Source organism: Streptomyces sp. MZ04 (genome assembly GCF_004684775.1).
Classification (GTDB): domain Bacteria; phylum Actinomycetota; class Actinomycetes; order Streptomycetales; family Streptomycetaceae; genus Streptomyces.
The window spans coordinates 1-25,124 of record NZ_SRIC01000005.1 but is presented as its reverse complement, the minus strand read 5'-3'; the positions used below and the strand labels follow the sequence as shown (position 1 = coordinate 25,124).

Here is a 25,124-nt window from a genome sequence, read left to right as displayed (position 1 = left end):
CTGGTGTCGTCTCATCACCTGCTGGCTGGTCGGCAGGCGGGGTAGGCGCCCTCCAGGAGACGTCCGGCCAGGTGGTCCGGGCGAGAGGGGAAGGCCAGCAGTTCTTCGCCGTCGGCTGAGTGGACGACTGCCAGGTCCGGATGCTGTGCGGCGATCTGGTGCAGGGCGCGGCGAAGCTCCTCGGTGCGGGTGAGTAGGAGACGGCCTGGCCCGAGAGGTGCGGAAGCGAGCTTGGTGAGGCTGATGGAGCCGGGCTGGGGGCCGGCGGTGCGGGCGGCGTAGTCCAAGCTGGCGTACGCCTGGATGACGTTGGGGCAGAGCTGTCCTGCTCCTCGGTGGACTGTCACGAGGTGACTGCGGTCCTGTGTGCTGCCGGCAGAGGGCTCCGGTGCGACCAGGCGCAGGGTGCGGAAGGGGTTGGAAAGCTCGTCTTCGAGGTTCGTCGTCGTCCGGTCGCCAGCTGCGTACATGCTGACGATGCAGGCGATGTCGGAGGCGAGCACGGAGGGCGCCGGTGGCTTCCAGTCGGCGGTGTCGGTGGCGGCCGTGAGGCGCCCGTGCAGCTCGGCGCGGCTGTAGCGGCTCACCGGCGCGTACCCGAACAGGTAGCGCCAGCTGGGCACGTGGCAGGGCGAGGCGCTCAGCAGCCACCAGTGCAGCAGCCACAGACTGGTGTCGAGTTCGAGGAAGGGGTCCGCCCCGTGCTCGTCGTCCAGGAGCCAGCGGGCCCGGGCTGTGGGAACGAGGGCATGGCCCTCACGGCTGGCCAGCCCGAAGGCCTGGGACCAGAAGCTCATGGCGGGGAGCATGCTCTTGCCGACGCCGAGCACGACCGTTGCGTCGGGCCGATGCATGGCGTGCGGATCCTGTAGGAGGGCGAGGTGGACCTTGCGGAGCCCCGTAGCGGGGCGGGTAGCCGCGGTGTCGGCCGAAGGCTGGCAGGCATCCGGCCAAGGGGGTCTGGTTCTGCACGGGCATCCTTCGGTCCTCATTTGCCGGAGAGCGCGAGAGGGCTTCGGTCGGCGAGGGGCAGGCGGGCGACGAGCTGTGCGAGAGACTGCGCCCAGCCAGTCGAGGTGTCGCGGACGAGGAAGGTGGTCGACCAGATGGTGTCGTCACCGGAGTGTGGCCTGCTGGTCAGGTGGACGGCCCGGAGGTCGGTCCCGTCCGGAACGAGGGCGAGTTCGTAGGAACGCGTTTCCATGTCGACGTTCCAGAACAACTGGTCGTCGAAGTCGGGGAATCCGCAGGTCAGTGTGCACACGCGGGTGCGGCTGGGGCCGGCAGAACCTCTCGAAGGGCCAGGGCGACGAGTTGGCTGTCGGCGTGGTCGTGGATCTCGGGCATCAGGTAGCTCCGGTCGGCCGGTCATCGGTCCGGCGGTGGGCGTTCGGCTGCTGCGCCAAGAGCGAGCGCAGGAGTTGATCAGAGGTGCGGGTGGCGATGGCGAAGCCGATCAGCTCGACGAGCAGGTCCCGGTGCCGGGCCATGTCGCGTCGGTGGGCGCGCGCCTGCTGGTCCAGGTCGCCGTCGGCAAGGACATCGCCGCTTGCGGCGACCGCGCGCGGGCCCAGGCCCCAAACGTGCACGTTCACGGCCGCTCCGGCAGCCGACAGCGGGTCGAGTTCGAGCATGACCCAGGGGAAGTCGGACGGATCCTGACCTTCGCGACGCAGGTCCTGGGCCGCGGAGCGGACCATGCCACCGGTGCCGGCCGTCGGCTCGAGGAACGCGTCCGCCTGCGGCCGGCGATCGGCCGCCAGCATTGCGCTGATCAAGTCGCTGATGTCGGGAGGGGTGTGATACTCGCCCAGGGCGCGCCGGGACTGACGATGCCTCAGGCCCGTAATCACCCAGGACATCAGGTCGATGTGCGACCGCTCCGCGGGGTCGCTGTCTCCCGTGTGATGGAGCACGCCGTGGCGCAGCGCCGCCTTCGTCACGGCCACAACACCGTTCAGATGCGTGGAGTTGAGGCCTTCTCGCATCCAGGCGAAGAGTGGCCGGGCGACCTCCCACAGGTCCGGGCGCAGCCCACAGTAGGAGTCCGCGCACTCGGCCAGCCCGCGGACCAGGACGCGCGGCGGCTGCGCGGCGATATTTACGAGGCGAGGGCGTCGGCGTGCTCGGCGCCAGGCGACTTGACGGGCCACAGCGCCAGGGCCGCGACGACCCCTGCGGGAATGTCCAGCCGACTCCCGCCCGCGGCATACCAGGCCGCGGCTACGGCTTCGCCGAATACGGCGCCGGAGCTGCGGCTTGTCTCGAACGGAGGGCACTCCATGGTGCCTGCGTGCCGGGCGCAGCTCGGATCGGTGCAGTCGCCGGGCGATCCGGGGAGGGCCTTGGTGACGCTCTCGCTGACGAGGTCGGCGGCGGTGGGGGAGGGCATCCTCGGCTCCCTGAGGGATGTCTGGTGCTTGGGCATGGAGAAGGGCGGGCCGCGATCGTCAGCGCCCGTTGCCGCGGCCGGGAGAGACGGCCGTGGCAACGGGTTCGAGCGGGTGCGGCCGTGGCACGGCCGCTACGACCGGCGGCGAAGTGGCTCAGGCGCTGAGCGGGGACGCCGCTGGTGCGGCGTAGTTCACGCACGCGGGCGTCGTGTCCCGCAGGTCGGGGCCGCGCAGACCGCGGCTACTGCGGGGCAGGAGACCGCACTTGAGCCGGTCCTGGCCGTCGCGGTGCTTCTTGAGCACGCTGTGGGCGCATCCTCCGCAGACGGCGGATGGGTTGGACAGGTCGGTGTCGAGCAGCGGGGCCCCAGTGGCGGGGTGCACGCGCCGGTCGAGGTGCTGGCGTATGGAGCCGCGGCCCGAGCGGGCCGGGGCGGCGGTGAAGGCGGTCATGACGGATTTCCTTCCGGTCGGTGCGAGTTGTGGAGTGGGCCGATGTTCGGGGCCGGTCGGCGCGAGCGTGAGCCGGTGCCGACCGGCTGGGCTGTCGGCGTGCTACCGGGCTCTCTTCTGCTCGATCCGGTAGGAGGTGCGGGCCGAGCGCACGACGTCGGCGTAGCTGAAGCCGTTCTGTTCGGCGAAGGCACGCAGATCGGACAGGAGCTTGTTCAAGGCGGCGGAGAACGTGGAGTGCGTCTCCTCGGAGGTGTGCACGAGGAGGACCGCAGCCGCATCGCTGGCGTGGACGTAGTGGTCGAAGCAATGATCGTCCGAGGCCGTTTCGTCGGCGTTGGCGATCGGTTCGACGGAGGGGTGGAGGTTCGGCATGGCGGAGAATGCCCGCTCGTCCAGCCGGGCGTTTGCGTCACCCTCCAGGCAGCGCTCGATGTCGGTCCGCATATAGCTGGCCAGGTGCATCAAGTCGCTGGTGACGTCCACCAAGGTCACCCATGTGTCGCCCGTGCTGCGGCGGTAGGCAATGAGGGCGGCAGTGACATCGGGGACGACGGCAGTGGGCATGGGAGGGCTCCTGAACGGAAAGGGCGGGAGGAGGAGTTCGGCGGGAATGGTGACCACCGCCGACATCATTTAAGATACACATTGAAAATGGAATATGCAACGCAGCTTCAGTGTCTCCACGCCACTGGCGGACTGCTCCGTAGAACACCGCCCGCGGCAGAGGTCAAGGGAACCGGACTACAGATACAGCTGGGCGGGGTGTAGGCCATGCCGACCTGCACCCCGCCCGGGGCGCCCTCGTCCGCCCCCATCGCGCGACGGTCTCGACGCCCCTTACGCCCTTACGAAGGGTCGTCGGGCGAAGACCAGCGCGAGCGACGTGCCGCTTCGGCCGTACGACGCGGCATCGTCAGCACGAAGACAAACAGCGCCGCCACGCCGACCCCCGCCGCGGCAATCGCCTCCGCCTGGCTGTCCGGTTCAAACAGCCACACGCTGCTCAGCGCGACCACCGCGCTCGGTGAGCCGAAGAAGAACGCCCAACGCTTCCACGCTCGCCGGTTCGGGCTCTGCGCGCCGTCAACCTCCATCAATTCCTCCTGGATTCTGATGCCGGCCGCACCCTGCACACCGGCGCTCACGCGGCCTGAGCGAAAGCATCATCACCCAGGCCGCCCTGGCGGGCAGTCAGCTGCGCAGCCGTTCGCCGTCGAAGTACGCACCACGGGGCACCCGACTGCCGGGCAGGATGCCCGAGACGACCGGCGACACCAAGCCGGGAACGGTGGCGAGGTCCGTGTACCGGTCCAGCGCCCTGGCGGCAACCCGTGTGTCGTTCCACTGCTGCCCGAGTGTGCGTCCGGTGTTGAGGTTCACGTTCAAGGTGTCCATGATCGAGAATCCGAGCCGCTGGTAGTAGTTCTCCAGCGCCGGGAAGCAGTTGAGAGTCAGCAGACCGTATCCGGCGCGGGTGAACCGGCGGACGGCGTGACGGATGAGTTCCGCTCCCACGCCGACGCCCCGGGAGCCGGGATCCACCGCCACGGCCGAGATGATGCCGATCCGGGTGATCAGCTCTTCCAGTAGGGCGTCGTCAGTGACGCCCGGGTGCTCGAACAGCCACAGCGGGGCACCTCCCATGAGGACTCCGACCGGGCGGCCTGCACTGTCCTCGGCAAGCATGGACAGGGCCCTGGAGTGCGAGAGCGGGCCCGCTTGAGGCATTGCCAGATTGAGCCGTGCACCCTCGAACGCCTCGGGGTCGCCGGGGTTCGCTTCTGCGGCCAGGCGCATGATGGCGTCGGACACGGTGGTGTCGCGGAGGGTAATGCCGGGCAGGCGGGTGCGCGTTGCTTTCACGGAAGGGCTCCCAGGATCCCGGAGGCGAGGCGCCTCCGTCAGGGGTGGGCGGTGAGAGAAGACGAAGGGCTGGAGGCGTCACCAGCGTTTCCGTCGTTGATGTCGCGGATGCAAGCGGCTGGACGACACGGCGAGCGTGATCAGAAGATCAGGCGGCCGTCCGGCACAGTGCGGCCGATCAGGCGCCAGGGGGAGCCGTCGCTGAGGACGCTCATGGGGCACCGGTCGGGCCGATGTGACGGCTTATCAAAGTCGGGGTACGTGTAGAAGTACCAGGTGAGGGGGCACTTCGTGCCGCGGGTACAGCTCTCCCGCTCGGCTACGAAGACGTGGTACACGTCCGGTGACGTGGGAATGCTCTGCCGGAAGGACTCCGCGATACTTTTGCCGTAGTCCGAGGAACGCTTGCTGCGGTATGGGCTCCCTTCCTGACCGTAGACGAATGCTGTCTGCCCGTCCCGGTCGATCCGCCAACGCAGCACGGAGCCAAATCGTGGATCCTCCGGCCTTTCGGGGTTGTTGCCCGCTGCCACAGCTCCCGTCATGTCGAACACGGACTGATCTGCTCCCGCGAACGCCTGAGGAACAGCCAACACCCAGTGCGAGGAGCCACGGTGGTCGAACCAGTACGCACGCCGCCGTGAGCGCTGGGTACCGGACTTGCGGTGCTTCCGTATCGGCTTGTTGCGCTTCATCTCTATCAGTCCCCCAGATGCGCTGAGACGGCGCGACGCCTGGAGCGGCGCTCGTCAAGTGGGTTGGTGTGGCGGGGCGGTGACCCGACCTGAGAATTACAATACACGTTGAAATAGAAATGTGCAACGCAGTGAGTGGTGTCGTCCCCTCCACGCCGTGCGAGGTCCGCACCCGCTTGGAACCGGTCACAGGCCAGTCGGCTGTCGACCGCGTCCTCGATCGCTCTCCAGACCAGCCCTCGCGCGGGGTCCTCCGGAACGTGGGGCTCTCCGCGATTGCCCCGGATTACCGTGACCGTTTCGCCGACCGGCGGACGGGCCTGGTGCACGAGGTCCAGGTGGGCGTCCCGAGGCCCGGCATGTACGCGTCCGGTGTCGCGACACTTGCCGTGTCCCACGCAGGTGTGTCCCTTTAGGGCGGGCACCATCCCGCTGCGATCTGGCACTGCCGATGCCGCATGGTGTGTCGCTTTCGGCTATCCGTCATATGTCTGGCATCACACTTTAGTTGAGGCTGCGTCAGAGAGTCTCGAGGATCTCTGGTAGAGGTATGCCCCAGGTCGCCCAGTGTTCCAGAGTGGACCAGTTGATGAGGTTGATGTTCTGCGAGTAGGCGAAACGCTTGGCCGGCGTCGAGTAGGTCCCGTTGGTGACCGCCAGGACGACGTCGGCACGGTGGATCTGCCGGGCGGTGCCGTTGAGTCTCTGGAGGGCGGGTGAGCCAGTGGTGGCCCCGGTGCGGGTGTGCTTGCACTGCATGACCACTCGGGTGCCATCTGCGGCGACCGCGATGACATCGGCCCCGAGGTCACCGGCACCGCCTCGTGCACGCGTGACCTGGTAGCCGTCGCGTTCGGCCAGGGTGGCGATGGTTTGCTCGAACTCGGTGTGGTGCATCGTTCCTATGCGTTCCAAGCTGAGACTGGCCGGGCTGGAGCGATAGGCGAGCATGCGTGCTTCGTCCAGGGCCATGGCGTGAGTCCAGTCACGGTCTGCGGCCATGATCTTGTCGACGCGGATGCTCGCGTCGATGCAGGCGTCCCAGAGCTTGGCCAGCTCTCCCATGAGCGGTGATTCGCCGGATGCGTCACGGCTGTAGCGCTCGTTGATCGCGTCGAAGTCGCCGTAATCCTCGCTCAGGGTCTGCCAGAGCTTGTGGGCCTTCTGGTAGTTGAGCTCCGCGGTCCCGAGTTCCTCGTCCAGGGCGAATTCGGTGCCCGAGGCGATGTCGATGAAGTCCTCGTGCAGGGGCGCTGATGAGTAGAAGCCCTGCTCTGCGCGGTGTCGGGCGTGATCGATTTCCCGCTGTACCCGGTCGCGGTGCTCCTCGTGGTAGTGCCGGACGGCCCGGGCGAGGCGCCCCTCGCGTACCCAGAGAAAAGAAGCCAGCAGGTCGTCGTAGCCAGCCTGGCCGATCCATTTGCCCATGATCTTTCTGAACGTCGGCTCGGGGTGCCGGGGCGGGACAACTTCAGCATTGCGGTCGATGATCACCGCCGGAGGCTACACAGAGCCACTGACAATGCCGAATCGCGCCGCTACGTGATACCCGCAGGTCAGATAGCTCATGATGCCCGCCGGAGGGGAACTGCAGGCACGGCCTCAGGGACAGACAGGGACACAATTTGTGATGTCGGTGAGGCAGGAGGCGGCTGCGTCCGAGCTACGCCAGCGACTCGAAGGCGTGCTGGAGGTCGCGGGCGGTAGGGCGGCGGTTCGGGTCCGTGTTCAGGCCGCCGGTGATGATGTCCTCGAACGCGGCGAAGGGCCAGGGCCTCGTCTGCCGCAGGGGCTTGATACGGCCGGCGGCCAGTTCCTCGCGGAGTTCGGGGGTTGTCTGCGTCGTGGTCCTGGAGCTGATCGGGTAGGTGCCGGTCCAGCAGGCGTAGATCACCGCGCACAGCGACCACACCTCGGAGGCGGGGGTCAGCGGGAGGTCATCGGCGGGGGTGGTGGTCAGGCGGGCGTGCGCGAGTTCAGGGGACATGAACCAGTCGTATGCGCCCCGGTAGACCACGGGCCCGCCGCCGACGGGGCGGCCGGGGGCGTGAGCCATGGCGAAGTCGAGGAGGTGGGCCGTGGAGCCGTCGAGGATGAAGTGCACTTCCTGGAGGTCGCCGTGGCGCCATCCGCCCGCGTGCAGGCCGGCCACCGCCCGGCTCATGGCGGCGGCGTGCGCGGCGGCCAGGGCCGGGTCGGGGTTGGTGCGGAGCTTGGCGAACGCGGCCTCGGCGTCGTCGCCGCTGACCCACCGCAAGGCCAGCCACGATCCGGCGCCGTCGGGCAGGGTTCCGTGGGCCTCGTACAGGTCCGTGACGATGCCGTCGGCCCGGAGGCCGAGCAGCAGCTCGGCCTCCACGAGCGCGAGGCGCTCGGAGTCCACATGACCCTGGGGATCGTCACAGGCGACGGTGATCTTCAGGGCGTACGGGCCCGAGCGGGTATCGACCCGCCACAGGCAGGTGCCGCGCCGGTCGGCGACCAGCGCGGCGGGCGCCTGCTCCCCCCACACGGAAGCGATCAGCTGGTGCACGGTGGTGTGAAGAGAGTGGGCCACAGGTTCCGTCCGGGGCGAGTGCGCTAACGGTCATCCGAAGGTTCGAGAGTGTAGACCGTCACGTGCCGCGGACTGCCCGCATCGAAGGAAGCCCCCTCCCAGTTCCCGAACCGCCACGCACGCCGCATCCCGGCGAGCCGGGCCATGAGGTCGAGCTCGGCGGGATACGCGTAGCGGGTGACCATGGGCAGCAGCCGCATCCCGGATTCCTCCGCGCGGACCTCCTGCGAGCGCACAGTCTGGTTGACGGGATCGTGCACCATCGCCGTCCAGTGCGCGTGCGTGTCGGAGACCTCGCGCACGCTCAGGGCCTGCCGGGTGCCGGGATGCCAGTCCGGGACGCGGGCCTCCACGATGAACACCCCGCCCTCGCACAGGTGGTCCGCGGCGGCCCGGAAACAGGCGACCTGGTCCTCCTGCGTGGTCAGGGTGAACAGGGTCGAGGCCACGATGAAGATCAGCGCGAACCGCTCGTCCAGGTCGATGCGGGTCATGTCGCCCAGGACCGCGCGGGCGTCCAGGCCGGACGCTTCGGCCTTGGTGTTGAAGGCCTCCACCATCTTCGGGGAGACGTCCAGGCCGGTCGTCTTGGTGCCCAGGCGGGCCAGCTCCAGCGCCACCAGTCCGGTTCCACAGCCCAGTTCGAGCGCGGGACCCTCGGGGGCCAGATCCTGGAGCCGCTCGGCATCGTGCTGGATCTGGCGCCCGGTGGACAGCTCGTCGTAGTGCGGCGCCCACTTGTCCCAGCGGGCCGCCTGGCGGTCGATCTCCTCCACGTTCCAACTCCCTTGAGCGGTGCGGACAGAAAGGAGGGAGGACCCGGCCGTGGCCGGGTCCTCCCCGTGGTGCGGACGTCAGGCGGCGAGTGCCACCTCACGCCAGTGGGTCACTTGGATCGCGTCCAGCGCGACGCCCAGCGCCTTGAACATGTGCAGGTGCATCGTGTTCCCGAACGCCTGCGACTTCTGCGTGAAGTAGTCCTCGTCGTACCAGGCGACACCGAACAGGACGCGGCCGCCATCGGCCTGGGCCGGGTCGATCTCGATGTAGGTGCTGGTCCAGTCGTAGAACTTCTCGTCGGCCGGACGCTGTTGGAGCTGTTCGTCAGATGAGCGCAGGGCCTCGATGGTCCGTTCGATGCTGGCCATGTCCGGGCAGGCCAGCGCGCACTCGGAACGCGCCACGAGGTGCTTGTTGCCCCGGCGTTCGGGGTCGTCGTTCTCCCCGGTGAGCACCCGGTAGCGGACCAGGGTGTCACCGCTCTCGAAGGGCAGTTCAGGCATGTGCCGTCCTCCTTCTCCTGTGGTGGTTCCGCCCGCCGCCGACGGCGGGCGGAACCGTCCTTCGGCCGTGTCGGGGACATGGCCGCCGGCCTATGTCGGGCGACACGGGCCGCGTTTGGGGGTGAGGGGCCGCACCGCTCGCACGGACGGTGCGGCCCCTGGGCCGGGACTCGTGCGTCCGGCGGGCTGTCCCCAACTGCCCGTCAGACCCCGGCCGGTGGCCGCCCGCCCCGCGCTCGGGGGAACAGGGGCGGCGGCTGGTCTCAAGAGATGCCGTCCGCGTCGACGGCGGGCACGGACACGGGGGTGCGGGGTGCTTGGCCGTGCAGTTCGCTCTCGGCGGCCGTGCCGAGCAGGTAGATGCCAGCCAGGGTGCACGCGGTGCCGATCACCCCCATGAGCGCGCAGACCACATCGGGCCGGTCCCGGTCCTCGGCGCGGTGCTGCCCGCTCACTCCTTGGCCGCCTTCTGGTCGCAGTCGCCCAGCAGACGGCTCACGGTGGCGTAGAGACGCTCCATATCGGCGGGGGCGAGGATCAGCGGAACCTCGGCCGCACTGCCGTCCTCGAAGTGCACCTGCAGCGGGAGGCTGGCCTGCCCGGCCCGGTGGTCGTAGAGGGCCCCCGCCTCCTTGGGGGTGGCGTGTGTGGCCTTGGCCGGGACCGGGCTCAGGCTCGTCCCGTCGGCGGCTGCCGACCACTCGTCGCCGCCGCCCACCGGCCGCAGGCGGTAACTGGGGGTGCCTTCGCCGGGGAGGGCGATGATCACCCCGATGCGGCCTTGCTCCCGGTCAGAGGCGAGGTCACCAAGGCGGGGGAAGAATGGGGCTGCTGTGCCGACCCCGCTTCCTTGCGACGGCAGATGCGCGGCCGTTCTTCCGTTCATGATCGCCTCAGTCCCCTCGCACGGTAGCGGCTGGTCATGGCCCAACCCGGTGGCCGCAGGCGGCCGTTCACCGAGGGGCGTGATGTTCAGTCAACGCATGGTCAAGGGGTCTGGACAGGTGCCAAGGTGTAACCCCGTGTAGCTCCGCGTAACCCCAAGGAGAGGGGGCCGAGGGAAGTGGAGAGAGTCCAGAGCATCGCGGAGATGATCCAGAAGGCCTGCGCACAACGCGGCTGGGGCCCCTCCAAACTGGCCCGTGAGCTGGGCGTTGCCGCCGGACGGGGACCGCGGGGCATGGGCCGCCAGTACGCCCGCAAGCTGATGGTCGGCGAGCGTAACCCCGACTTCTGGCTCCCCTACCTGATCCAGGTCTTAGCCCTGGATTCCCCGCAGGTCAGCGAGATGACCGCGCCCTCTGCCGTCCCCGTCGATACCGTGGCCTCAGTCCTGGCCCTTGGGAGGAGTGAAGTGGACCGCCGGAACTTCCTTACCGCCTCCAGCGGTGCCACCCTGTCCCTCCTGGGAGTCCCCGACCCCGACGCCATCACCCGCCGTGTCCGGCGGGCGCCCGCCACGGCCGTGCGGGTCGGCAAGGGCGAGGTCGATGCGATCCTGTCTATGGTCAAGACGCTCGGTGACCTGGCCTCCGAGTACGGCGGAAGCCGTTTCCGCGGCCTGGCCGTCTCCTACCTCACCGACAATGCGGGCCCCTGGCTCGATGGCCGCTACAGCGAGGCCATCGGCCGTGAGCTGTACGCGGCGGCCTCTCAACTGGCCCACCTCATCGGCTGGATGTACCAGGACGAGAGCGGCGAGGGCGCTGACGGCGAGCCGCAGCTGCTGGCCAAGGCCTACTACGCGCACGCCTTCCGCCTCGCCGACGAGTCCGGCGAGAGCGAGCTCGCCGCGACCGCGCTACGGGGTCTGACGGTCCAGTCCATCGGGCTCGGACCCCGCCACCGGGCAGAAGCCTTCGCACTCGCCGAGAAGTGCATGGACCACGCCAAGGACCTCGCCGACCCCCGCGCGGTGGCCTACTACCAGTCCACCTTCGCCGAGGCCGCCGCCCTGGACGGCAACCACCGGCTCGCCACCAAGGCCCTGTCCGCCTCCCAGAGCGCCATCGAGCGCACCGCCACCGCCCCGCCGGGCCAGTCCTGGGCCTCGCACTTCACCATCGGCCGGTGGGCCCACGCATCCGGCATGATCCTGGCCAAGATGGGCGACCTCACCGGCGCCCGTGAACAGCTCCACCAGGCCCTGGAGGTCCACGGTCTCGACCGGCGCCGCAGCCGCGCGAGCGTGCTCGGCAACCTCGGCGAGATCCACCTCCAACAGGGCGACCTGGACGGCGCGTTCACGGTATGGAGCGAGTTCCTGGACTGCGCGGACGACGTGAAATCCGTCCGCGTGCGCGACGCAGCCATGGACATGCGGGTCCGCCTCGCCCGCTACCAGGACGTGCCCGAGGCAGCCGTCCTCAACCGGCGGGCTACCGCCCTCCTCGCCCGCCAGTGAACGGCCCGCAGGTCCTTCCCCGCTCACCACATCCAGGGGACCCGGCGAAGAGGCCGGCCGTGGCAGTCGGAGCCTGCATGGCCTGAACCGGTGACCGGAAGCAGCCGGGCGGGTGTGTCGGCCCGGCTGCCGGCCGGGCAGCCGGTAGCCATGCGCCATGGACCTCCATGACATGTGCTTCCGGAGCGAACTCGACCGGCGGCTGTCCCGCCTCTACGCCGACCCTGCAGCCGCCGCGGACGAGTGGGTCGAACTCCCTCATGACGCGCAGGCGGCATGGGCTCTGCTGGGCACGGTCAGCTCCCTGACGGGCCACAAGGTCTTCGTGAAGATCGCCCGATGTGCACTCGCCGCCCATCAGCGCTACCTGAACGAGCAGACGCTCAGCTATGCGTTGTGCCGGGACACTGCCCTGCGGGAGACCTTCCCCGAAGGGGAGGATGTGGCCTACCTGGACTGGGCCGCCGTCGTCATCGAGGCCATCCGCATCCAGATGGGCGATGCCGCTTTCGGGCCCTACCTGCGCTGCGTCATCGAGGCCGAGGACGCCTCCGCCGCCCGCCATGCTGAGCGGAACGCGGCCTGCGTGTAGCCGCCGCGTCCCGCCCACCTCAGGTTCAGGCTGTCAGCTGCATGAGCCGAAAGGCGCACTGCCGCCGCGAGAGGCCGGGAGACGGCGCACGTTGCTGCCCTGGGCGCCCTGTCGGCGCAGCCGCTCGATCTCCAGGTGCTGGGCGGCCAGTTGAGAGACGGCCCGCGTGCGGAAGGCCTCCAGCTCCGCGATCAAGGTATCGCGGGCGGTGATGCGCTTCTACAGCCCGGCGACCTCCGCCTTGAGCCGTTCAATCTGAGCGGTGCGAGGGTCGGGGATCTCGCCCGCCTCCCGCAGAGCCGTCAATCGGCGCTCGAACTCCTCGGCCAGGTGCTGATACGGGCCGGGCCGGGCCGTCCCGTCACGGTTCTTCTTCGGATAGAAGCCGGTGCGGCGCGGGTAGCTCCCTGCTGCGGCCGGGCACCGAAGTGCCCGGCCGTCGCCATGAGGTGAACCGTACGGGCGAGAACGTAGAAGGCGTCAGGCCGCGATCGTCTCCGGCTGCGCAGCAGAATCGGACAGAGTGCCCTTGGGTGACTTCCGCACGGCCACCTGGCCGATCGCGGGGAGCTTCTTCGACCCGTCAACCAGGTCCTTGAAGCCCTGGCCCGCACGGAACCGAGGCACTGACGTCTTCTTCACCCGGAACCGCTCACCCGTCTGGGGATTGCGGGCGAACCGCGCCGGGCGATCGACCTTCTCGAACGAGCCGAAGCCTGTGATCGAGACCCGCTGCCCGGCGACGGTCGCGCGGACGATGGCATCCAGAACGGCGTCGACGGCGTCGGTGGCCTGCTGGCGGCCGCCCATCTTGTCCGCGATGGCTTCGACGAGTTGGGCCTTGTTCATGTCGAACTCCTGCCTAGGGAAATGGAATGCGGTGTGCAGGCGTGAGGCCTCCACGTTGAGCCGAGGGGATCAGCCAGCAAGGCGGTGGCTGATCGACCCGAGCGATAGCGACAGTACATCGCACAACATGAACATGCAACGCATATGGTCGAGTTGACGATATTGGATTGCTATGTCAGGCTGACATAACGGTATCGGGTCGGAGTGCCTGGCGAGTTCACGCCGCGCTCCCCGCCGCCGTCCCTCTCAGGCTTCCCGCACACCCCATGACTTCGGGAGACACCACGTGATGACGCCGCTCACCGCCTTCGCTACTACCCTCCAACCCTCCACCCCAGGGCTGCTGGACATCCACACGGCCGACCGTGCGGCTGGCGTCCTCATCGGAGCCGCGTGTGGTGATGCTCTAGGTGTCCCCTACGAGTTTCAGCCGCGTCTGACGGACGGGCAGCTGCCCGCCATGATCGGCGGTGGGCTGGGTCCCTACAAGCCGGGGGAGTACAGCGACGACACTCAGATGCATGTCTGCATCGCCGAGGTCGCCGCCACCGGAGCCGACCTCACCAGCCGCTCCACTCTCGATCAGATCGCCCGCCGTTTCCACGCATGGCGCGAGGGAGGCGCGAGCGACATCGGTTCCCAGACCCAGAGCGTGCTGGGCGCGGCGAAGGCCGACAAGGCCGGTTCACCGGCAGAAGCTGTGACGGCGGCGGCCGACGCCTACACCGCTCGCACCCACTACAGTGCGGGCAACGGCTCCCTGATGCGGACCGGCATCGTGGCCCTCGCCTACCTGGACGACATCGACGGCATGGTCGAGGCCGCCACCCTGATCAGCTCCCTGACCCACAGCGACCCCGAGTGCGTCGAGGCATGCATCCTGTGGTGCTCCGGCATCCGTACCGCCGTCCTATACGGCACCTTCGACGGCGTCCGGGACGGCGTCGCCCTCCTGGCCCCCGACCGCCAGGACCTGTGGAACACGCGGCTGGACGAGGCCGAGGCCAACCCTCCGCACCACTGGCCGTCGAACGGGTACGTGGTTACGGCGCTCCAGGCCGCCTGGTCGGCGATCACCCGCACCGCCGTCCCGGAGCACGCGCCCGAGCGCGGCTCGTTCCCCGCCCAGCACTTCCAGTTGGCGACCGAGGCGGCCGTACGGGCAGGCAACGACACCGACACCGTAGCCGCGATCGCGGGCGCTCTACTCGGTGCACGCTGGGGCGTCTCGGCGATCCCGCTCTCCTGGCAGCAGGCCGTCAACGGCTGGCCGAACCTGACCGGTCCCGACCTTGTCCGCCTGGCCGTGCTGACGGCGCACAACGGAGCAGACGACGCCGACGGCTGGCCCTCGGCCGCCCGCGTCCGAACCCCCGCCTACGCGGGGAGGGCGTTCGCTGTGCCGCATCCGGAAGACCCCTGGGTCCGCATGGGCAACCTGCCCGTGACCGAGCTCCAGGGCGAGGCGCCGATCGATGCGGTGGTGTCCTTGTGCCGGGTCGGTCAGGAACCGATCTTCGCCGGGACCGACGTCGAACATGTCAGGGTCTGGCTGGTCGACAAGGAAGGCGCGAACACCAACCTTCACTTCGTGCTCTCCCAGGCCGCCCACCAGATCCTCCGGTTGCGTCGGGAAAACAAGAGAGTCTTCCTCCACTGCGTCGCGGGCCGTTCGCGTACCCCCGCTGTGGCGGCCGCCTACGGCACGCTCCTCGGCGTGCATCCGCACACGGCTCTGGTGAACATCTACCGGGCCCTGGGGCGGCACTGGACCCTCCTGGCTCACCCGCAGTTGCATGACGCGGTGTACGAACTGGCCGGACTTACGCCCCACCGGCCTCGTCCGCGTCGCCGCTTCCTCCTCGACATTGCACGCCCCTCTGAACACCGCTCTGGCTAACCGGAGTTCCTCCTAACCGGAGTCCCTCGAAGATGAGTTTGGCCCGGTACCCCCATCGTGGGGGTACCGGGCCAAACTCATTCCCGGGGCCGTTTGGGCTCGTAGTTCCCTGACCCAGGCCGACTGGTGATGAAGTCGTACACCGTCTCGCGATACCAGTGGTACGACAACACTCTGGGCGTCTTGCCGTCGTCCGGAACCCGGTCTGCGTACGGGATCTGACCCCGGTTGTGGTAAGCGAAGATGGTTTGCCGCGCCAAGGGTTCGCCCCGCGTCGCGTTGCCCCAGACCTCGGCGAAATCATCCACGTCCAGCAGGTCCCGAGGGTCGCCCTCGGGGAGCGGGTTGAGCAGCACCGGGCCGGTTCCCTTGAAGGCCGCCCACACGTGCGGGCGTGCCTCCTTCACCCAGTCGTCTACTTCGTTCTTTTCCCACACACGCGGAGCTGTCCGCAGAGGCGCAGGGAAGGATCGGCGTACGACCTTGCCGTCCTTCACTTTTGCCTTGACCTTGATCCAGTTGAGGCCGGTGTCTGCGGGAACGCCGTACCGCGGGCCGATCTGGTCTGCGGTCAGCTCGACACCACTCTTGCGGCGAGACCGTCCGCCGGCCTCTGCGGACGTCGGCTCCTTCTGCTCAGCCGCCGTCACCGATCGCTTCGGTGCCGCCTCCCAGGTCCGCCTCCGCTCGGAACGCACCCAGGCGTCCACCGCGGCCGCGTCGTAGTCGGCTTTGTCCGTCGAGGGGAAGCCTTCCGCGTGCGTCCACCTGCCGGCCGTAGGCCGGCTGACCCTGTACTTCGCAGCGATGCCGTCCACATCTACCCGCGACGACTCCTGCGCACGGCTGGAGGCCTGCTTCCGGGGCCGACTCGGCGTGGATGCTGACGCCTCGTCACTCCGCCTGCCGGCCTTAGTCTGGCGTCGCATCGTCCGCGGGCGATTGACCCAGTCGTAGACGGTCTCGCGGAACCACATCCGCTCCGTGACCTCAGGCTTCAGGCCGTCTCCGGGTGTGCGGTCCGGTTGGGGCATCGTGCGCTTGGAGAGGTACCCGCGCAGGGTTGCAGTCGGCACTGGCTCGTCGCGTCCGAGCGCCTGTGCCTCGCATACGCCGATGTCCTTCAGCGACAGCAGGTCCTTAGGGTTGCCTTCTGGAAGACCGTAGGGATTGTCCGACTCCTGGCCTCGGGCCCAGTGGACGGGCAGGTTCTCACGCAGCCATTCGTCCACCTCGCAGGCGTCGCGGACCAGGGTGCGGCCGGGGCCGGCCGGCCATCCCTTGGGGAAGCCCTCCATCTCGCTCCAGTACCCGACCTGAGGCATGTTGACCTTGTACTTCTGCGCGATTTCCTCGGAGGTCAGGACCTCCTCGTCAGCGTCGGCGGGGATCACTGGTCGCTCCTTATCGGGCCGGCCAGGTGCAGGCCAAGGTGGGTGGCTCCGTAGCCGGAGACGTGAGTGGGACGGACTCGGGAAGATGCCGACACCGTCGACCCCCGCCCGCGTCGGCCCCGATCGCGCAGGGCCAGGCGCTAAAGTACATGGCGCTAGAATGATATGCAACGTATGACTCAGGGCCCTCGGGCAGTCAGTGAGCCAGTGTGAACTCGCGGTTTGCTGCCGAATTCTTCGCAGCCAGCTTCGCGTCTCGTGCGCGCTGAAGACTCCCGAAGGTCTCCTTCCCCTGGCGCTTGAGGAGATGCGGGATCCGGTTGGCCGGAATTCCCACGAGCGGCGACTCTCCGAGCACGGACAGGAGGTCGGACTCTGTCTGGTCAGAATATCCGCCGGCGATCAGCGACTCCACGTCGGGGAACACGTCTGCGTGCCTCTCCGAGGCGAGGTTGAGGAGGTGGTCCTCTTTCCCTCCGAGGCTGTAGCACCAGAGGAAGTTGCCAGGGGATTTCCCCTCTACGATCCGTTTGAAGCGGCTGATCTCCTTGGTGTAGCAGTAGAATGACACGCCTGGAGAATTTTCCATAATGCGCATCCATGTCAGAAGATACTCGTCGGAAAAGAAATCTCCGGAGTCGTGCAGCCTAATCCACTTCGCGGTGTATCTCCTGTGCTTCAATTCCTCGGTCATGCGTTTCTCGAACTCTTCCGGGGAGTCCCGACAGAGGAGGAGATTGCGCATGTGGGCGGCGCGAACGTTCTTGAACCGGTAGGTCCCGACGCGCGCATAACACAATTGGGCACAGGCTCCGGCCTGAGGGCACACGTTAAAATTGCTGCCATCCGGAAGCTGAATTGCGAAAGCGGGAAGTGTCCAATTAAATACGCCGATTCGTCGCAGATCTGAATTCTGGGTGAGGAGCCATTTGCGCGGGCTTCGCTTCTTCGTGTCGGTTGCATCGGCCATGTCTGTCACTTCTTCACTTCCGGGGTGGGGTGGGGTGGGGTGAGGTGGGGTGAGGTGAGGAGTGGCGTTGGCCCGGCCGGGGCAGCAGGCGTGCGGCCGGACGCATGCGTGGATCCCGAGCGCGGTCACGCCGCCCTCGGCCCAAGCGAGGAGGGCGAGACCCTTGGCGATGGCGGTGCGCGCACCGGCCTGGTGCCGACCGCCGTGCTGGGCGTCGTCGCCGTGCTCGGCAATCAGGTCCGCGGCCTCTTCGCGCATCCGGGCGGCCCGGGTGTCGCTGATGTCCTGCTCCTGCATCTGTGCGATGAACAGCGGGACCATGAACAGGAGCCAGTCCGTCCAGATGCGCGGGGCTGCGCTTCCCGGGGACTCGACTACCAGGCCGAAGGGGCCCTGGCTCTGGTGGGAGTTGAGAAGTTTCATGGCGGTGTCTCCCGCTCGGGCCGCGCCGCTGGCGAGGCGGTGTGGACGGGTTGCATGCAGGGCGCCCCCAGCTCTGTGAGCCGGGGGCGCCAGGTGGAGAGGAGAGCTGAATCGGTCAGGTCAGTCGCCGTGTGCGGGGCAGTCGGCGGCGTGCGCGGGGGAGTAGCGGAATCGGGGGGATCCGCCGAGGGCGTCGCGGGCCTGGAGTAGGTAGTCGCCCAGATCCTCGAAGCAGGTGATCTCCTCGGTGGGGACCTGCTGTTGGCAGAGCGAGCACAGGTCGACGAGGTCGAAGCTGAGGCGCCGTTGCTCGTCGTACGTGGCCAGGAAGCTGAGTGCGTTCCCCCGGGACGGGACGGTCAGGACGGCCGCGCGATAGTGCTGACCACCCGTCAGGAGCGGCTGGATGCAGCCGTACTCGGTCCGGACGGCGACAGGGCGGTTGAGGGAATCGAGGCGGAGGCGGTGGCGGAGCACCCGCTCCACCCATGCGAGCTCGCCGTCCTTCTCGCTGTGAATGCCCGGTTCCGGTCCCAGCGGAGCGGATCGGCCGGTCCGTGCGCGGTTGATCGCTGCCGTGACAGCTGCAAGCTCGAGAGGGTTGAAGACAGAATTCATCGTTGTGCTCGGCATGAGCTTCTCCGAGATGAGGATGGGCGTCCGGGAGCACGGGCGCGTTGGCGGCCTGTGATGCCCGAGCGGACTTCAGGAACCGCTGACGGCGGCCCTGGACTGGGCGGGTTCCCCCGCCTCACGAAAACCACAATACCGCTTGAAACGTGAATGTGCAACGCGCTGGGTGGTGTCTAGGGCTTGGGGCGGGCGGCCGCCGGTAGTGCACGGCTGGCCGCCCTGGCAGCTCGGCGTTCTACGCGACGGTCAGCTGCCCGACTTCGTCGAGCAGGAGCTGGGCGCGGGCGAATGCCGCCTCCTTGTGGCCGTACGAGGGCACGACCAGGTGCATGGTTTCGTGCGCCAACGCGCGGTCTGCTTCCTCGCGCGTGGTGACCAGCGACAGGTTGACGGCCATCAGCGGAACGGTCAACCGGGCGCTCTCCGGGCCTCGGTAGACCTGGGCCGCGTAGTGCGCGTAGAAGGGCAGCCCGGTGACCGAGGCGTACGCCTGGAGGTCGACGACCAGGTGGAACGGCCGCTGGGAGACATGCGCGAACTGCTTGGCGCGCCGACGCAGCCATGCCGCGTCGACAGGTAGATCGCGCTCATGCTCGGCCAGCGGGCTTCGCAGCGCTGAGTGCCGGGCGTCTGTCACCGGGTGTCCGCGGTGCACGGTCATGAACTCCTCCCCTCGGTCTGGTTTCGGCCGGTCCGGCTCTGCATGGTGCGGGCCAGGGCAAGCAGGGCTTCGGAGGAGACACCGAAGTGGACGGCGAGGCCGTCGAGGACGGCGCCCTCAAGAACGGGCGCCGGCTCGCCGACGGCCTGGATGGCCGCCGCGTGGGCCCCGGCCACCTCGTCCTTATCGACGTTCCACGCGGACGCCAGCTTGGCCGCAACATCGGACTTCAGGGTGCGGGTGTAACCGTTCTCGAGCATGGCGTACCCGCTGCGCGTCAGTCCCGCGGCCGCGGCGGCCCCAGCCTGGTTCTGGCCGGCGCCGCACCGCAGATCCTCCATCGTGGTGGCGTGCCCGGGCCGCAGCTCGTCGATCGCGCACGAGAGAGCGGTCGCGAACGCGGCCAGCGTCTTCCACTCCGGGGCGCGCCGGCCGTCTTCGTAGGCGCAGATCAAGGAGGCGGCGATCCCCGTGGCACGCCCGAGGTCCTCCTCCGCCATGCCACGGCGCATGCGGGCGGCCCGGAGCACCGCTCCGTCGAAACCGCGTACGCCACGACGCCGTGCTGCCACGCTGCTCACCTCCCTGATGTGCTGTGTCGGCCGAGGAGCCGACTGATGCCTCGTGGTAGGCGAGACTGGGAGGCCATCATGCCAATACGCCTGCCGGCACCTTCGCCTCCGGCCTTCGCCTTCGAGCTGTCCATCAGGCATAGCGGCCCTGCCAGGAATCCGCCTCCAGGCGCCGCAGTTCCGCATCCTCATCCGGAGTGAGCCGGTTGGTGAAGTCGTCCCACCGGCTCAGCTCCGTCAGATCGGCCCCGTCTGCCGGTTCGATGCGGGCCCGTTGCCCGTTGACGAGGTCTATCTCGACCGCCTCATCGACGAGTCGGGCGGTCGCCCAGTGCAGGGAACGGCGCCGTGTTACGCCGAGATCGAACAGGTACCCGTCTGTGGTGTCCTGACCGCCGATCAGCGGCCGGATCCACACGATCTGGTCGTCGTCGACGAAGCGGTGGTGGCGGGCGAGGGCGGCGCGGAAAGCTTCACTGCCATCGGGGTCGAGGACGACCAGGCGCGCGCCGGCGTCGACGGGATCGCCCGTGGTGCTGTGGGTGCCGGCGAGGAGGTCTGTGAACCGCTGCCGCCACTGGTTGTCCGATGTCATCGTGCAGCTCCTTGCATCAGCTGTAGTAGTGGTCGTCCAGGCACAGGACATCCTCGACCGACTTGCCGCCGAGTTCCGTGATGCCCCGGGAGGAGAATGAGGCCAGGATCGTGTTGCGTTCGCCGACGGACGTGCACACAATCCGGCTGGGAGCCTCAGCCCCGAGAAGGTCGATTCCGTTTCTGAACATCACCTCGTTGCTGTCACCAGCGAACTTGGCGATCTTCATCGGGTCTCGGGTGATCGCCTTCTTGCTGTACTCGCTATGCGCGGGGTTGATCGCGCCGTAGTGGTCGCCGTTGTAGCCGTAGTAGTCGCTGCGGCGCATGAGAACGGTGGGGTCGTCCCAGATCAGCGTGCCTCCTCCGAGGTACGAGCCACTGGGCTGGACCCGCAGGAACACGGAGTTGGCTCCGCCGGTCATCTTGTCCTTCTCCTCGCTCTGGCCCACGCCGCTACCGATGCCCATGAGGGCCCGCTTCTCTGTTGAGGCCAGCACACCGGTGCCTAGCAAGCTGGCGAGGCCGCCGCCGCCGAGTCTGTGAGTCAGCGACCGTCCCTTGAAGGCCGACGTGACCTCTTCCTGCTTTCCGGTGACGTCGAAACGCGACCAGGACAGCCACTTCCCGGTCGTCGCAGGTGTCGGCTCGTAGCCCGGGCTGGCCGCCAGCTCGGCGCCGCTCGAGAACCCGGACGCCTTGGCGACCGCATCCCGCATCACCTCGACCTTCATCGGTAGGACCTTGTGGGCTGCCTCCAGATGGATCCGTTTCATCTGGGTCTGCAGGGCCTCGCTGTCGAGGCCCATCAGGGTCTCCATGCGCTGGTGCACGATCTCCTGGACCTGGAGGTCCTGAAGCCCTTGGGCCGTCTCCGTGGCCGTCTTCATGCCGGCCGCATTGTCCAGGCCCTGGGCCTTGATGTTGTTGGACAGGTACGTCCATTCGCCCTCGGCTGCGGTCACGGGCTTGTTCATCAAGTGCAGCTGCTCCAGCCGCTCCACGAGCTCCTTGCCGTGGCCGGCACCGGGCGGTGCGTGGACCTCAAGCTGCCCGCGCAGCGAGTACTCCGTGCTGGAAGGATCGTTCTCCTTGTACGGCCGGTAGACGGCCTTCCAGCCGTCACCCATGTCAATCTCGTACTCAGTCCCGTCCGCGGAGCTGCGGGTCACTCCGTCCCAGGAGCTCTGCCCGGTCTCGGGATCCAAGGTGGCCTTGATCCGGCTGGCCTTGCGTACAGCCGCCGGGAGCGTTCCCGGCTCCGGATCTCCGTCGGACACCGGAACCTGTGTTGTGACCATCTTGGTCCCGGTCACCTCGTACGGGGCCATCCAGGGCAGCGGTGCCCCACCGTTGTGGATCTTGTCCTCCACCAGGTCCAGCTGGTCCATGTAGTGCTGGGCCATCGTCTTCTCGTCGTCGCTGGTCGACGGATCGTTGAGCACCGCGTGGACGGCGTCGACGGCCGCCTGTTGCTTGGCGATCGACTGTTCCGACGCCGGCAGGCCGTTCTTCAGCTTGTGCTGCACCGAGGCGACCGCCGTCGAGGTCAACTCGCCCAGCTTCTTGTCCTTGTCGAGGGTGAGCCGCTCCTTGACCTCCTCCTCGACCTCGACCTCGGCCATGTGCGTGCCGGGGATGCTCAGCGCGTCGAGCAGCTTCTCCTCCGCCTCCTCGGCGACGTGCGTGAGGAGTACCTCCCGCGGACCGTCCGCCGAGTCGTACGCGACGAGCGCGGCCTCGGAGTTGATGAAGTCATCCCCGCCCACCAGGATCGGTGCGCCCGTCGGCTGCCCGACCGGAGGCTCTGCGGGCACCGGCGTCAGCGCCGGATCGGTCTCCTCCTCGTCCTCCTCGTTCGCGGCCTCCTCCGTGGTCAGCAGCGCCTCGTCACCGGCCGGCGCCTCGCCGCTGGTCTGTTCCTCCTCCTTGAGCGCAGGGGGTGCGAGGTCATCGGGTGCTGCCTGGACGTCCTCCTCGGGCGAAGCGCCGGGCCCGGCTTGGCCTACCTCGATCTCCTTGAGGAGCTCGTCCGCGACACCCAGATCGACATCGTCGGCCGACTCCGCGGGAACATCTGGTGTAAGCAGCGGCTGCTCCGGCATCTCGATCTCTGCGCCGCCCGCTGTACCCGCGAGTTCGCCACCCTCGCTCGCGGTCGGTGCACCGCCCAACTCCACCGGGGCAGCAGGGCTTTCAGCGACCGCGGTCGGGCTGACCGCATAGCTCTGGTGGCTGGACTTTGACCCGGTTCCCATCAGCTACCGCCGTGCTTGAGGGAGGCGCCGGAGGGCAGCATGACCTGCTTGACGAAGAAGTTGGCGAAGTTCTGACGCAAGGAGTTCTTCCTCTCGACTGCGTGGTCCAGGAACATGTCGGCGATCTGCTCGTGCGTCACCTGGGACTGGGGGATTTTCAGGGCCTTGGCGGCCCGGCTGCGCATCTGTGGCACCCACGCCACGCCGGACTTGGCACCCTCGTGAGCGGTGGAGTGCAGGACTGAGCGCAGCTGCGCGTCCGGCATGGACTCGAACTTCTTGATCACCGGGTGTGCCGCAGCCGGGTTGATCTTGACGCCCTTGGCGAGGCCCCCTTCGAGAGCGGCCTGGTACAGCTTCTGGTGGACGGGTGTGAACCCACCGCCGCCGCTGGGGGCATAGCCGATCGACAACTTGTCCTGGCCGAAGTGCTTCCAGGCCTGGCCGCGGTCGACCTGTACCAGTCCCCCAGAGGGGGTCTCCAGCCAGTTGTCCTGATGGCCGTCGTGTTCACCGATGAACCACGAGCCGACGTGGGAGCGGACGATCGCGTCTACCTGGCTCTGCGACCACTGGCTCGGGCTGGACGTGAACGGCTTCGCACCCTGGAGCAGCGGCTGGACGCAGCCGGCCGTCCCGTCCGCTTGCTTGTGGTGGTACACGGGCACCGCCGGGACGCCCCCCAGCGACAGAACGTGGGACGCGGCGGCCTCTGTGTGGCCCAGGGCGCCACCGTGGTTATGGTCGGTCTTGAACAGCCACTTCGAGCCGTCGGGGCCGTCGTGCACGGTCTTGACGTACGTTCCGCCGAGATTCGACGCCTTCGTGCCGGGCCCGAAGGTCCACCCGGCGACCTCCTTGGCGTCGATGCGGGTCGGCACGTCCTGGCTGGTCGCCTTCGCGTGCTGGACTTCGGCCATCAGCGCCTGGATGTTGGCGTTGAACGACCCCGGCTTGGGAGCCTTCACAGGCTTCGGCGAGGGGGGTGCCGCAGGTTTCACGGAGGCGTTCGAGGCGGCGCCGGCGCCGTTGTTCGGCAGCTTGCTCGCAAGGGCCTGAACCGCTTCGTCGGAGGCCGGTTCACCACCGGGCTTGGCCGCCGGTGCCGCGGCTTTGGCGGCGGCCTTCTTCGCGGTGGCGGCCGCGACCTTCTCTTTGATGTCCTCCTGGTCGTACTTCGGGTTGAAGCTCGCCGCGATGTAGTTCTGCACCTGCGCGCGCGAGGCCTGGGCGCTGTTGTCCAGCCCCATCTCGCCGGCGACGGTGCGCAGGTCGGCGAGCTTCTGCCCCTTTGCCCACGCCTTGAAGTCGTTGGTGAGGCTCTCGGGGTGCACGTACTTCGCTGCATCGACACCCGGGTGCTCGGCGAACGGCTCACCGCTCAGGGCCTGCTGGCTGTTGGTGTACCACTTCGTTGCTTGCTGCAAGTGCTGGAGCTCACCGGCGTTCTCCGCCCAAACGGCGATCTTCTGCGGTGCCGCTGGCTCTCCCGCAGGCGGAAGGGCCAGCGATTCCCCGCTCCCGGGGGCAAGAGCAGAGTGGGCTGCGTAGGCGGCGTCGAGATCGGCGAGCGAATCCTGCCGCTGGACGGCAATGTCCTTCAGGGCCGTCACTTCGGTCTCCGGCGTCGTTGTCCGCAGGAGCGTCACGAGTTGACACGCGGTGAGATGCTTCGCCTCGGTCTCTGTCAGGTCTCCGGTCGCAAGGGCTTGCTCAACCAGGGGCTGCAGATCGCTCGGCAGAACCGGGTTGAGGTTGATCGCATGGCCGACCTTGGACGCAGCTTTGGCCTTCGCGCTGTCGAGTTCCTCGCCGAGCTCAGGGCAGTCCACCGTCGCCACCTTGTGCTCGGCGGCCAGCATGGCTTGCAGAGCCTCGCCCTGAGTCCCGTCGGCCGTGTACTTCGCGGCGTGCTTGTAGGCACTGATGGCGTCGGCGAGGTCTCCTCCGGCGGCCAGCACTTCTCCTGGCGTTGCTGACCATGATCCGCCGCTGACGGGCGGCTCGGTGCCTTCGAGGTAGTGATAGTCGGCCAGCGTCAATCCGCCGACGGTCCCGCCGGCGAGCAGCTGCTGGTACCGGTCGAGAGCAGCGGCCTGGATCTTCTGCTTGGACAGGAGGTCGCTGGGGTACGCCGGGTCGAGCCAGTGGACCAGGGGATGCTGGCCCTTGCCCGACAGACCCACCAAGGCGGGGTGCTCGAATCCCTTGGCCGCGGCGATCTCCCGCAGGTCGTCCTCGTCAAGGGAGTTCAAGAACGCGACAGTGTGCGCCTTGAGCGCCTTGGTGTGAGCCTCGACCTCTTCCTCGGAGGCGCCCGCCTCCTCCAGCTCCTCGATGGCCCCCTGGGCCTGCTCAACCTGGTTGACGAACTGCTCGTACCGTTCCACCGGGTCGCTGGGGGGCAGCTCCTCCCAGCCGAGATCGGCCAAGGGCTCTATGAGCTCCTTCATGTTGTCTATGGCCATCAGCAGGTCGGCCTTGGCCTGGATCTCCTCGCCGGACATCGGCTGCGCCGACGCCTCGGCCACGGCCTCCCCCGAGCCCTCGGCCACGGCGGTGGGCCCCACCGCGTAGGAGGCGTGGCTGGACTTGCTGCCGGTACCCATCAGGCGTCACCCCGGGGC

Annotated in this window: 27 protein-coding genes and 1 pseudogene; 3 read left to right on the top strand and 25 right to left on the bottom strand. The window is 68.2% G+C overall.

From position 1 onward, the window contains the following. Positions 1–14 precede the first annotated feature (14 nt). The 15 genes from E2651_RS02435 to E2651_RS02360 form a co-directional block, all read right to left on the bottom strand. Positions 15–854, bottom strand: coding sequence for a DUF4007 family protein (locus E2651_RS02435; protein WP_245238517.1), 840 nt, complete (start codon positions 852–854; stop codon positions 15–17). Positions 855–988: 134 nt separating this feature from the next. After that, positions 989–1,264, bottom strand: coding sequence for a hypothetical protein (locus E2651_RS02430; RefSeq protein ID WP_135329274.1), 276 nt, complete (start codon positions 1,262–1,264; stop codon positions 989–991). An 82-nt stretch (positions 1,265–1,346) separates the two neighbouring features. Beyond that, positions 1,347–1,943: an N-6 DNA methylase gene (locus tag E2651_RS02425; RefSeq protein WP_135329273.1), complete on the bottom strand. Its 597-nt coding sequence runs from the start codon at positions 1,941–1,943 to the stop codon at positions 1,347–1,349. Positions 1,944–2,101: 158 nt separating this feature from the next. Further along, positions 2,102–2,392, bottom strand: coding sequence for a hypothetical protein (locus E2651_RS02420; RefSeq protein ID WP_135329272.1), 291 nt, complete (start codon positions 2,390–2,392; stop codon positions 2,102–2,104). Between the two features lie 154 nt (positions 2,393–2,546). Then, positions 2,547–2,846 (bottom strand): hypothetical protein, encoded by a 300-nt coding sequence (locus E2651_RS02415; RefSeq protein WP_135329271.1) that lies wholly within the window; start codon positions 2,844–2,846, stop codon positions 2,547–2,549. A 102-nt stretch (positions 2,847–2,948) separates the two neighbouring features. Next, positions 2,949–3,413 carry a hypothetical protein gene (locus E2651_RS02410; protein WP_135329270.1) on the bottom strand — a complete coding sequence of 155 codons (465 nt, stop codon included), beginning with the start codon at positions 3,411–3,413 and terminating at the stop codon, positions 2,949–2,951. 281 nt (positions 3,414–3,694) lie between these two features. Further along, positions 3,695–3,994, bottom strand: coding sequence for a hypothetical protein (locus E2651_RS02405; RefSeq protein ID WP_135329269.1), 300 nt, complete (start codon positions 3,992–3,994; stop codon positions 3,695–3,697). A 46-nt stretch (positions 3,995–4,040) separates the two neighbouring features. Next, complete coding sequence (locus E2651_RS02400; RefSeq protein ID WP_135329268.1) at positions 4,041–4,661, bottom strand: GNAT family N-acetyltransferase; 621 nt, start codon at positions 4,659–4,661, stop codon at positions 4,041–4,043. Positions 4,662–4,852: 191 nt separating this feature from the next. Beyond that, complete coding sequence (locus E2651_RS02395; RefSeq protein ID WP_135329267.1) at positions 4,853–5,407, bottom strand: hypothetical protein; 555 nt, start codon at positions 5,405–5,407, stop codon at positions 4,853–4,855. Between the two features lie 519 nt (positions 5,408–5,926). After that, positions 5,927–6,901 carry a restriction endonuclease gene (locus E2651_RS02385; protein ID WP_135329266.1) on the bottom strand — a complete coding sequence of 325 codons (975 nt, stop codon included), beginning with the start codon at positions 6,899–6,901 and terminating at the stop codon, positions 5,927–5,929. A 169-nt stretch (positions 6,902–7,070) separates the two neighbouring features. After that, the gene (locus tag E2651_RS02380) at positions 7,071–7,964 is read right to left on the bottom strand and encodes a hypothetical protein (protein WP_135329265.1); all 894 of its coding nucleotides are present in this window, start codon (positions 7,962–7,964) and stop codon (positions 7,071–7,073) included. 23 nt (positions 7,965–7,987) lie between these two features. Beyond that, a complete protein-coding gene (locus E2651_RS02375; protein WP_135329264.1) occupies positions 7,988–8,740 on the bottom strand; it encodes a class I SAM-dependent methyltransferase in 753 nt (250 codons plus the stop codon). Positions 8,741–8,818: 78 nt separating this feature from the next. Beyond that, positions 8,819–9,247 (bottom strand): hypothetical protein, encoded by a 429-nt coding sequence (locus E2651_RS02370; RefSeq protein WP_135329263.1) that lies wholly within the window; start codon positions 9,245–9,247, stop codon positions 8,819–8,821. 263 nt (positions 9,248–9,510) lie between these two features. Continuing rightward, complete coding sequence (locus tag E2651_RS02365; RefSeq protein WP_135329262.1) at positions 9,511–9,702, bottom strand: hypothetical protein; 192 nt, start codon at positions 9,700–9,702, stop codon at positions 9,511–9,513. Further along, the gene (locus E2651_RS02360; protein ID WP_245238516.1) at positions 9,699–10,133 is read right to left on the bottom strand and encodes a hypothetical protein; all 435 of its coding nucleotides are present in this window, start codon (positions 10,131–10,133) and stop codon (positions 9,699–9,701) included. Before E2651_RS02360 ends, E2651_RS02365 begins: the two co-directional genes overlap by 4 nt. A 177-nt stretch (positions 10,134–10,310) precedes the next feature. Here E2651_RS02360 and E2651_RS02355 point away from each other — a divergent pair, with 177 nt between their 5' ends. Together E2651_RS02355 and E2651_RS02350 are read left to right on the top strand one after the other, a co-directional pair. Then, positions 10,311–11,651 carry a tetratricopeptide repeat protein gene (locus E2651_RS02355; protein ID WP_245238515.1) on the top strand — a complete coding sequence of 447 codons (1,341 nt, stop codon included), beginning with the start codon at positions 10,311–10,313 and terminating at the stop codon, positions 11,649–11,651. Positions 11,652–11,808: 157 nt separating this feature from the next. Continuing rightward, on the top strand, positions 11,809–12,243 hold the full coding sequence (locus tag E2651_RS02350) for a hypothetical protein (protein ID WP_135329261.1): 435 nt from the start codon (positions 11,809–11,811) through the stop codon (positions 12,241–12,243). 33 nt (positions 12,244–12,276) lie between these two features. On the opposite strand, the gene E2651_RS46080 is transcribed toward E2651_RS02350, so the two are convergent. Both E2651_RS46080 and E2651_RS02340 read right to left on the bottom strand, forming a co-directional pair. Next, complete coding sequence (locus E2651_RS46080) at positions 12,277–12,438, bottom strand: hypothetical protein (RefSeq protein WP_209446045.1); 162 nt, start codon at positions 12,436–12,438, stop codon at positions 12,277–12,279. Positions 12,439–12,759: 321 nt separating this feature from the next. Continuing rightward, a pseudogene (locus tag E2651_RS02340) lies at positions 12,760–13,092 on the bottom strand (HU family DNA-binding protein); the annotation flags it as partial. Positions 13,093–13,432: 340 nt separating this feature from the next. On the opposite strand from E2651_RS02340, the gene E2651_RS02335 reads away from it, so the two are divergent. Beyond that, positions 13,433–14,992 carry an ADP-ribosylglycohydrolase family protein gene (locus E2651_RS02335; RefSeq protein ID WP_348541600.1) on the top strand — a complete coding sequence of 520 codons (1,560 nt, stop codon included), beginning with the start codon at positions 13,433–13,435 and terminating at the stop codon, positions 14,990–14,992. A gap of 77 nt (positions 14,993–15,069) precedes the next feature. On the opposite strand, the gene E2651_RS02330 is transcribed toward E2651_RS02335, so the two are convergent. The 8 genes from E2651_RS02330 to E2651_RS02290 form a co-directional block, all read right to left on the bottom strand. Next, on the bottom strand, positions 15,070–16,386 hold the full coding sequence (locus E2651_RS02330) for a hypothetical protein (protein WP_135329259.1): 1,317 nt from the start codon (positions 16,384–16,386) through the stop codon (positions 15,070–15,072). A 196-nt stretch (positions 16,387–16,582) separates the two neighbouring features. Next, complete coding sequence (locus E2651_RS44995) at positions 16,583–17,779, bottom strand: hypothetical protein (protein WP_245238514.1); 1,197 nt, start codon at positions 17,777–17,779, stop codon at positions 16,583–16,585. Positions 17,780–17,899: 120 nt separating this feature from the next. Beyond that, the gene (locus E2651_RS02315; protein WP_135329258.1) at positions 17,900–18,412 is read right to left on the bottom strand and encodes a hypothetical protein; all 513 of its coding nucleotides are present in this window, start codon (positions 18,410–18,412) and stop codon (positions 17,900–17,902) included. Positions 18,413–18,647: 235 nt separating this feature from the next. Continuing rightward, positions 18,648–19,073 (bottom strand): hypothetical protein, encoded by a 426-nt coding sequence (locus E2651_RS02310; RefSeq protein ID WP_135329257.1) that lies wholly within the window; start codon positions 19,071–19,073, stop codon positions 18,648–18,650. After that, positions 19,070–19,645, bottom strand: coding sequence for a helix-turn-helix transcriptional regulator (locus E2651_RS02305; protein ID WP_167828664.1), 576 nt, complete (start codon positions 19,643–19,645; stop codon positions 19,070–19,072). The genes E2651_RS02310 and E2651_RS02305 overlap by 4 nt, the downstream gene beginning before the upstream one ends. A gap of 133 nt (positions 19,646–19,778) precedes the next feature. Further along, a complete protein-coding gene (locus E2651_RS02300; RefSeq protein ID WP_135329255.1) occupies positions 19,779–20,240 on the bottom strand; it encodes a hypothetical protein in 462 nt (153 codons plus the stop codon). A gap of 16 nt (positions 20,241–20,256) precedes the next feature. Further along, positions 20,257–22,497 (bottom strand): hypothetical protein, encoded by a 2,241-nt coding sequence (locus E2651_RS02295; protein WP_135329254.1) that lies wholly within the window; start codon positions 22,495–22,497, stop codon positions 20,257–20,259. Continuing rightward, on the bottom strand, positions 22,497–25,106 hold the full coding sequence (locus tag E2651_RS02290) for a hypothetical protein (protein WP_135329253.1): 2,610 nt from the start codon (positions 25,104–25,106) through the stop codon (positions 22,497–22,499). Before E2651_RS02290 ends, E2651_RS02295 begins: the two co-directional genes overlap by 1 nt. Between the last annotated feature and the right edge of the window lie 18 nt (positions 25,107–25,124).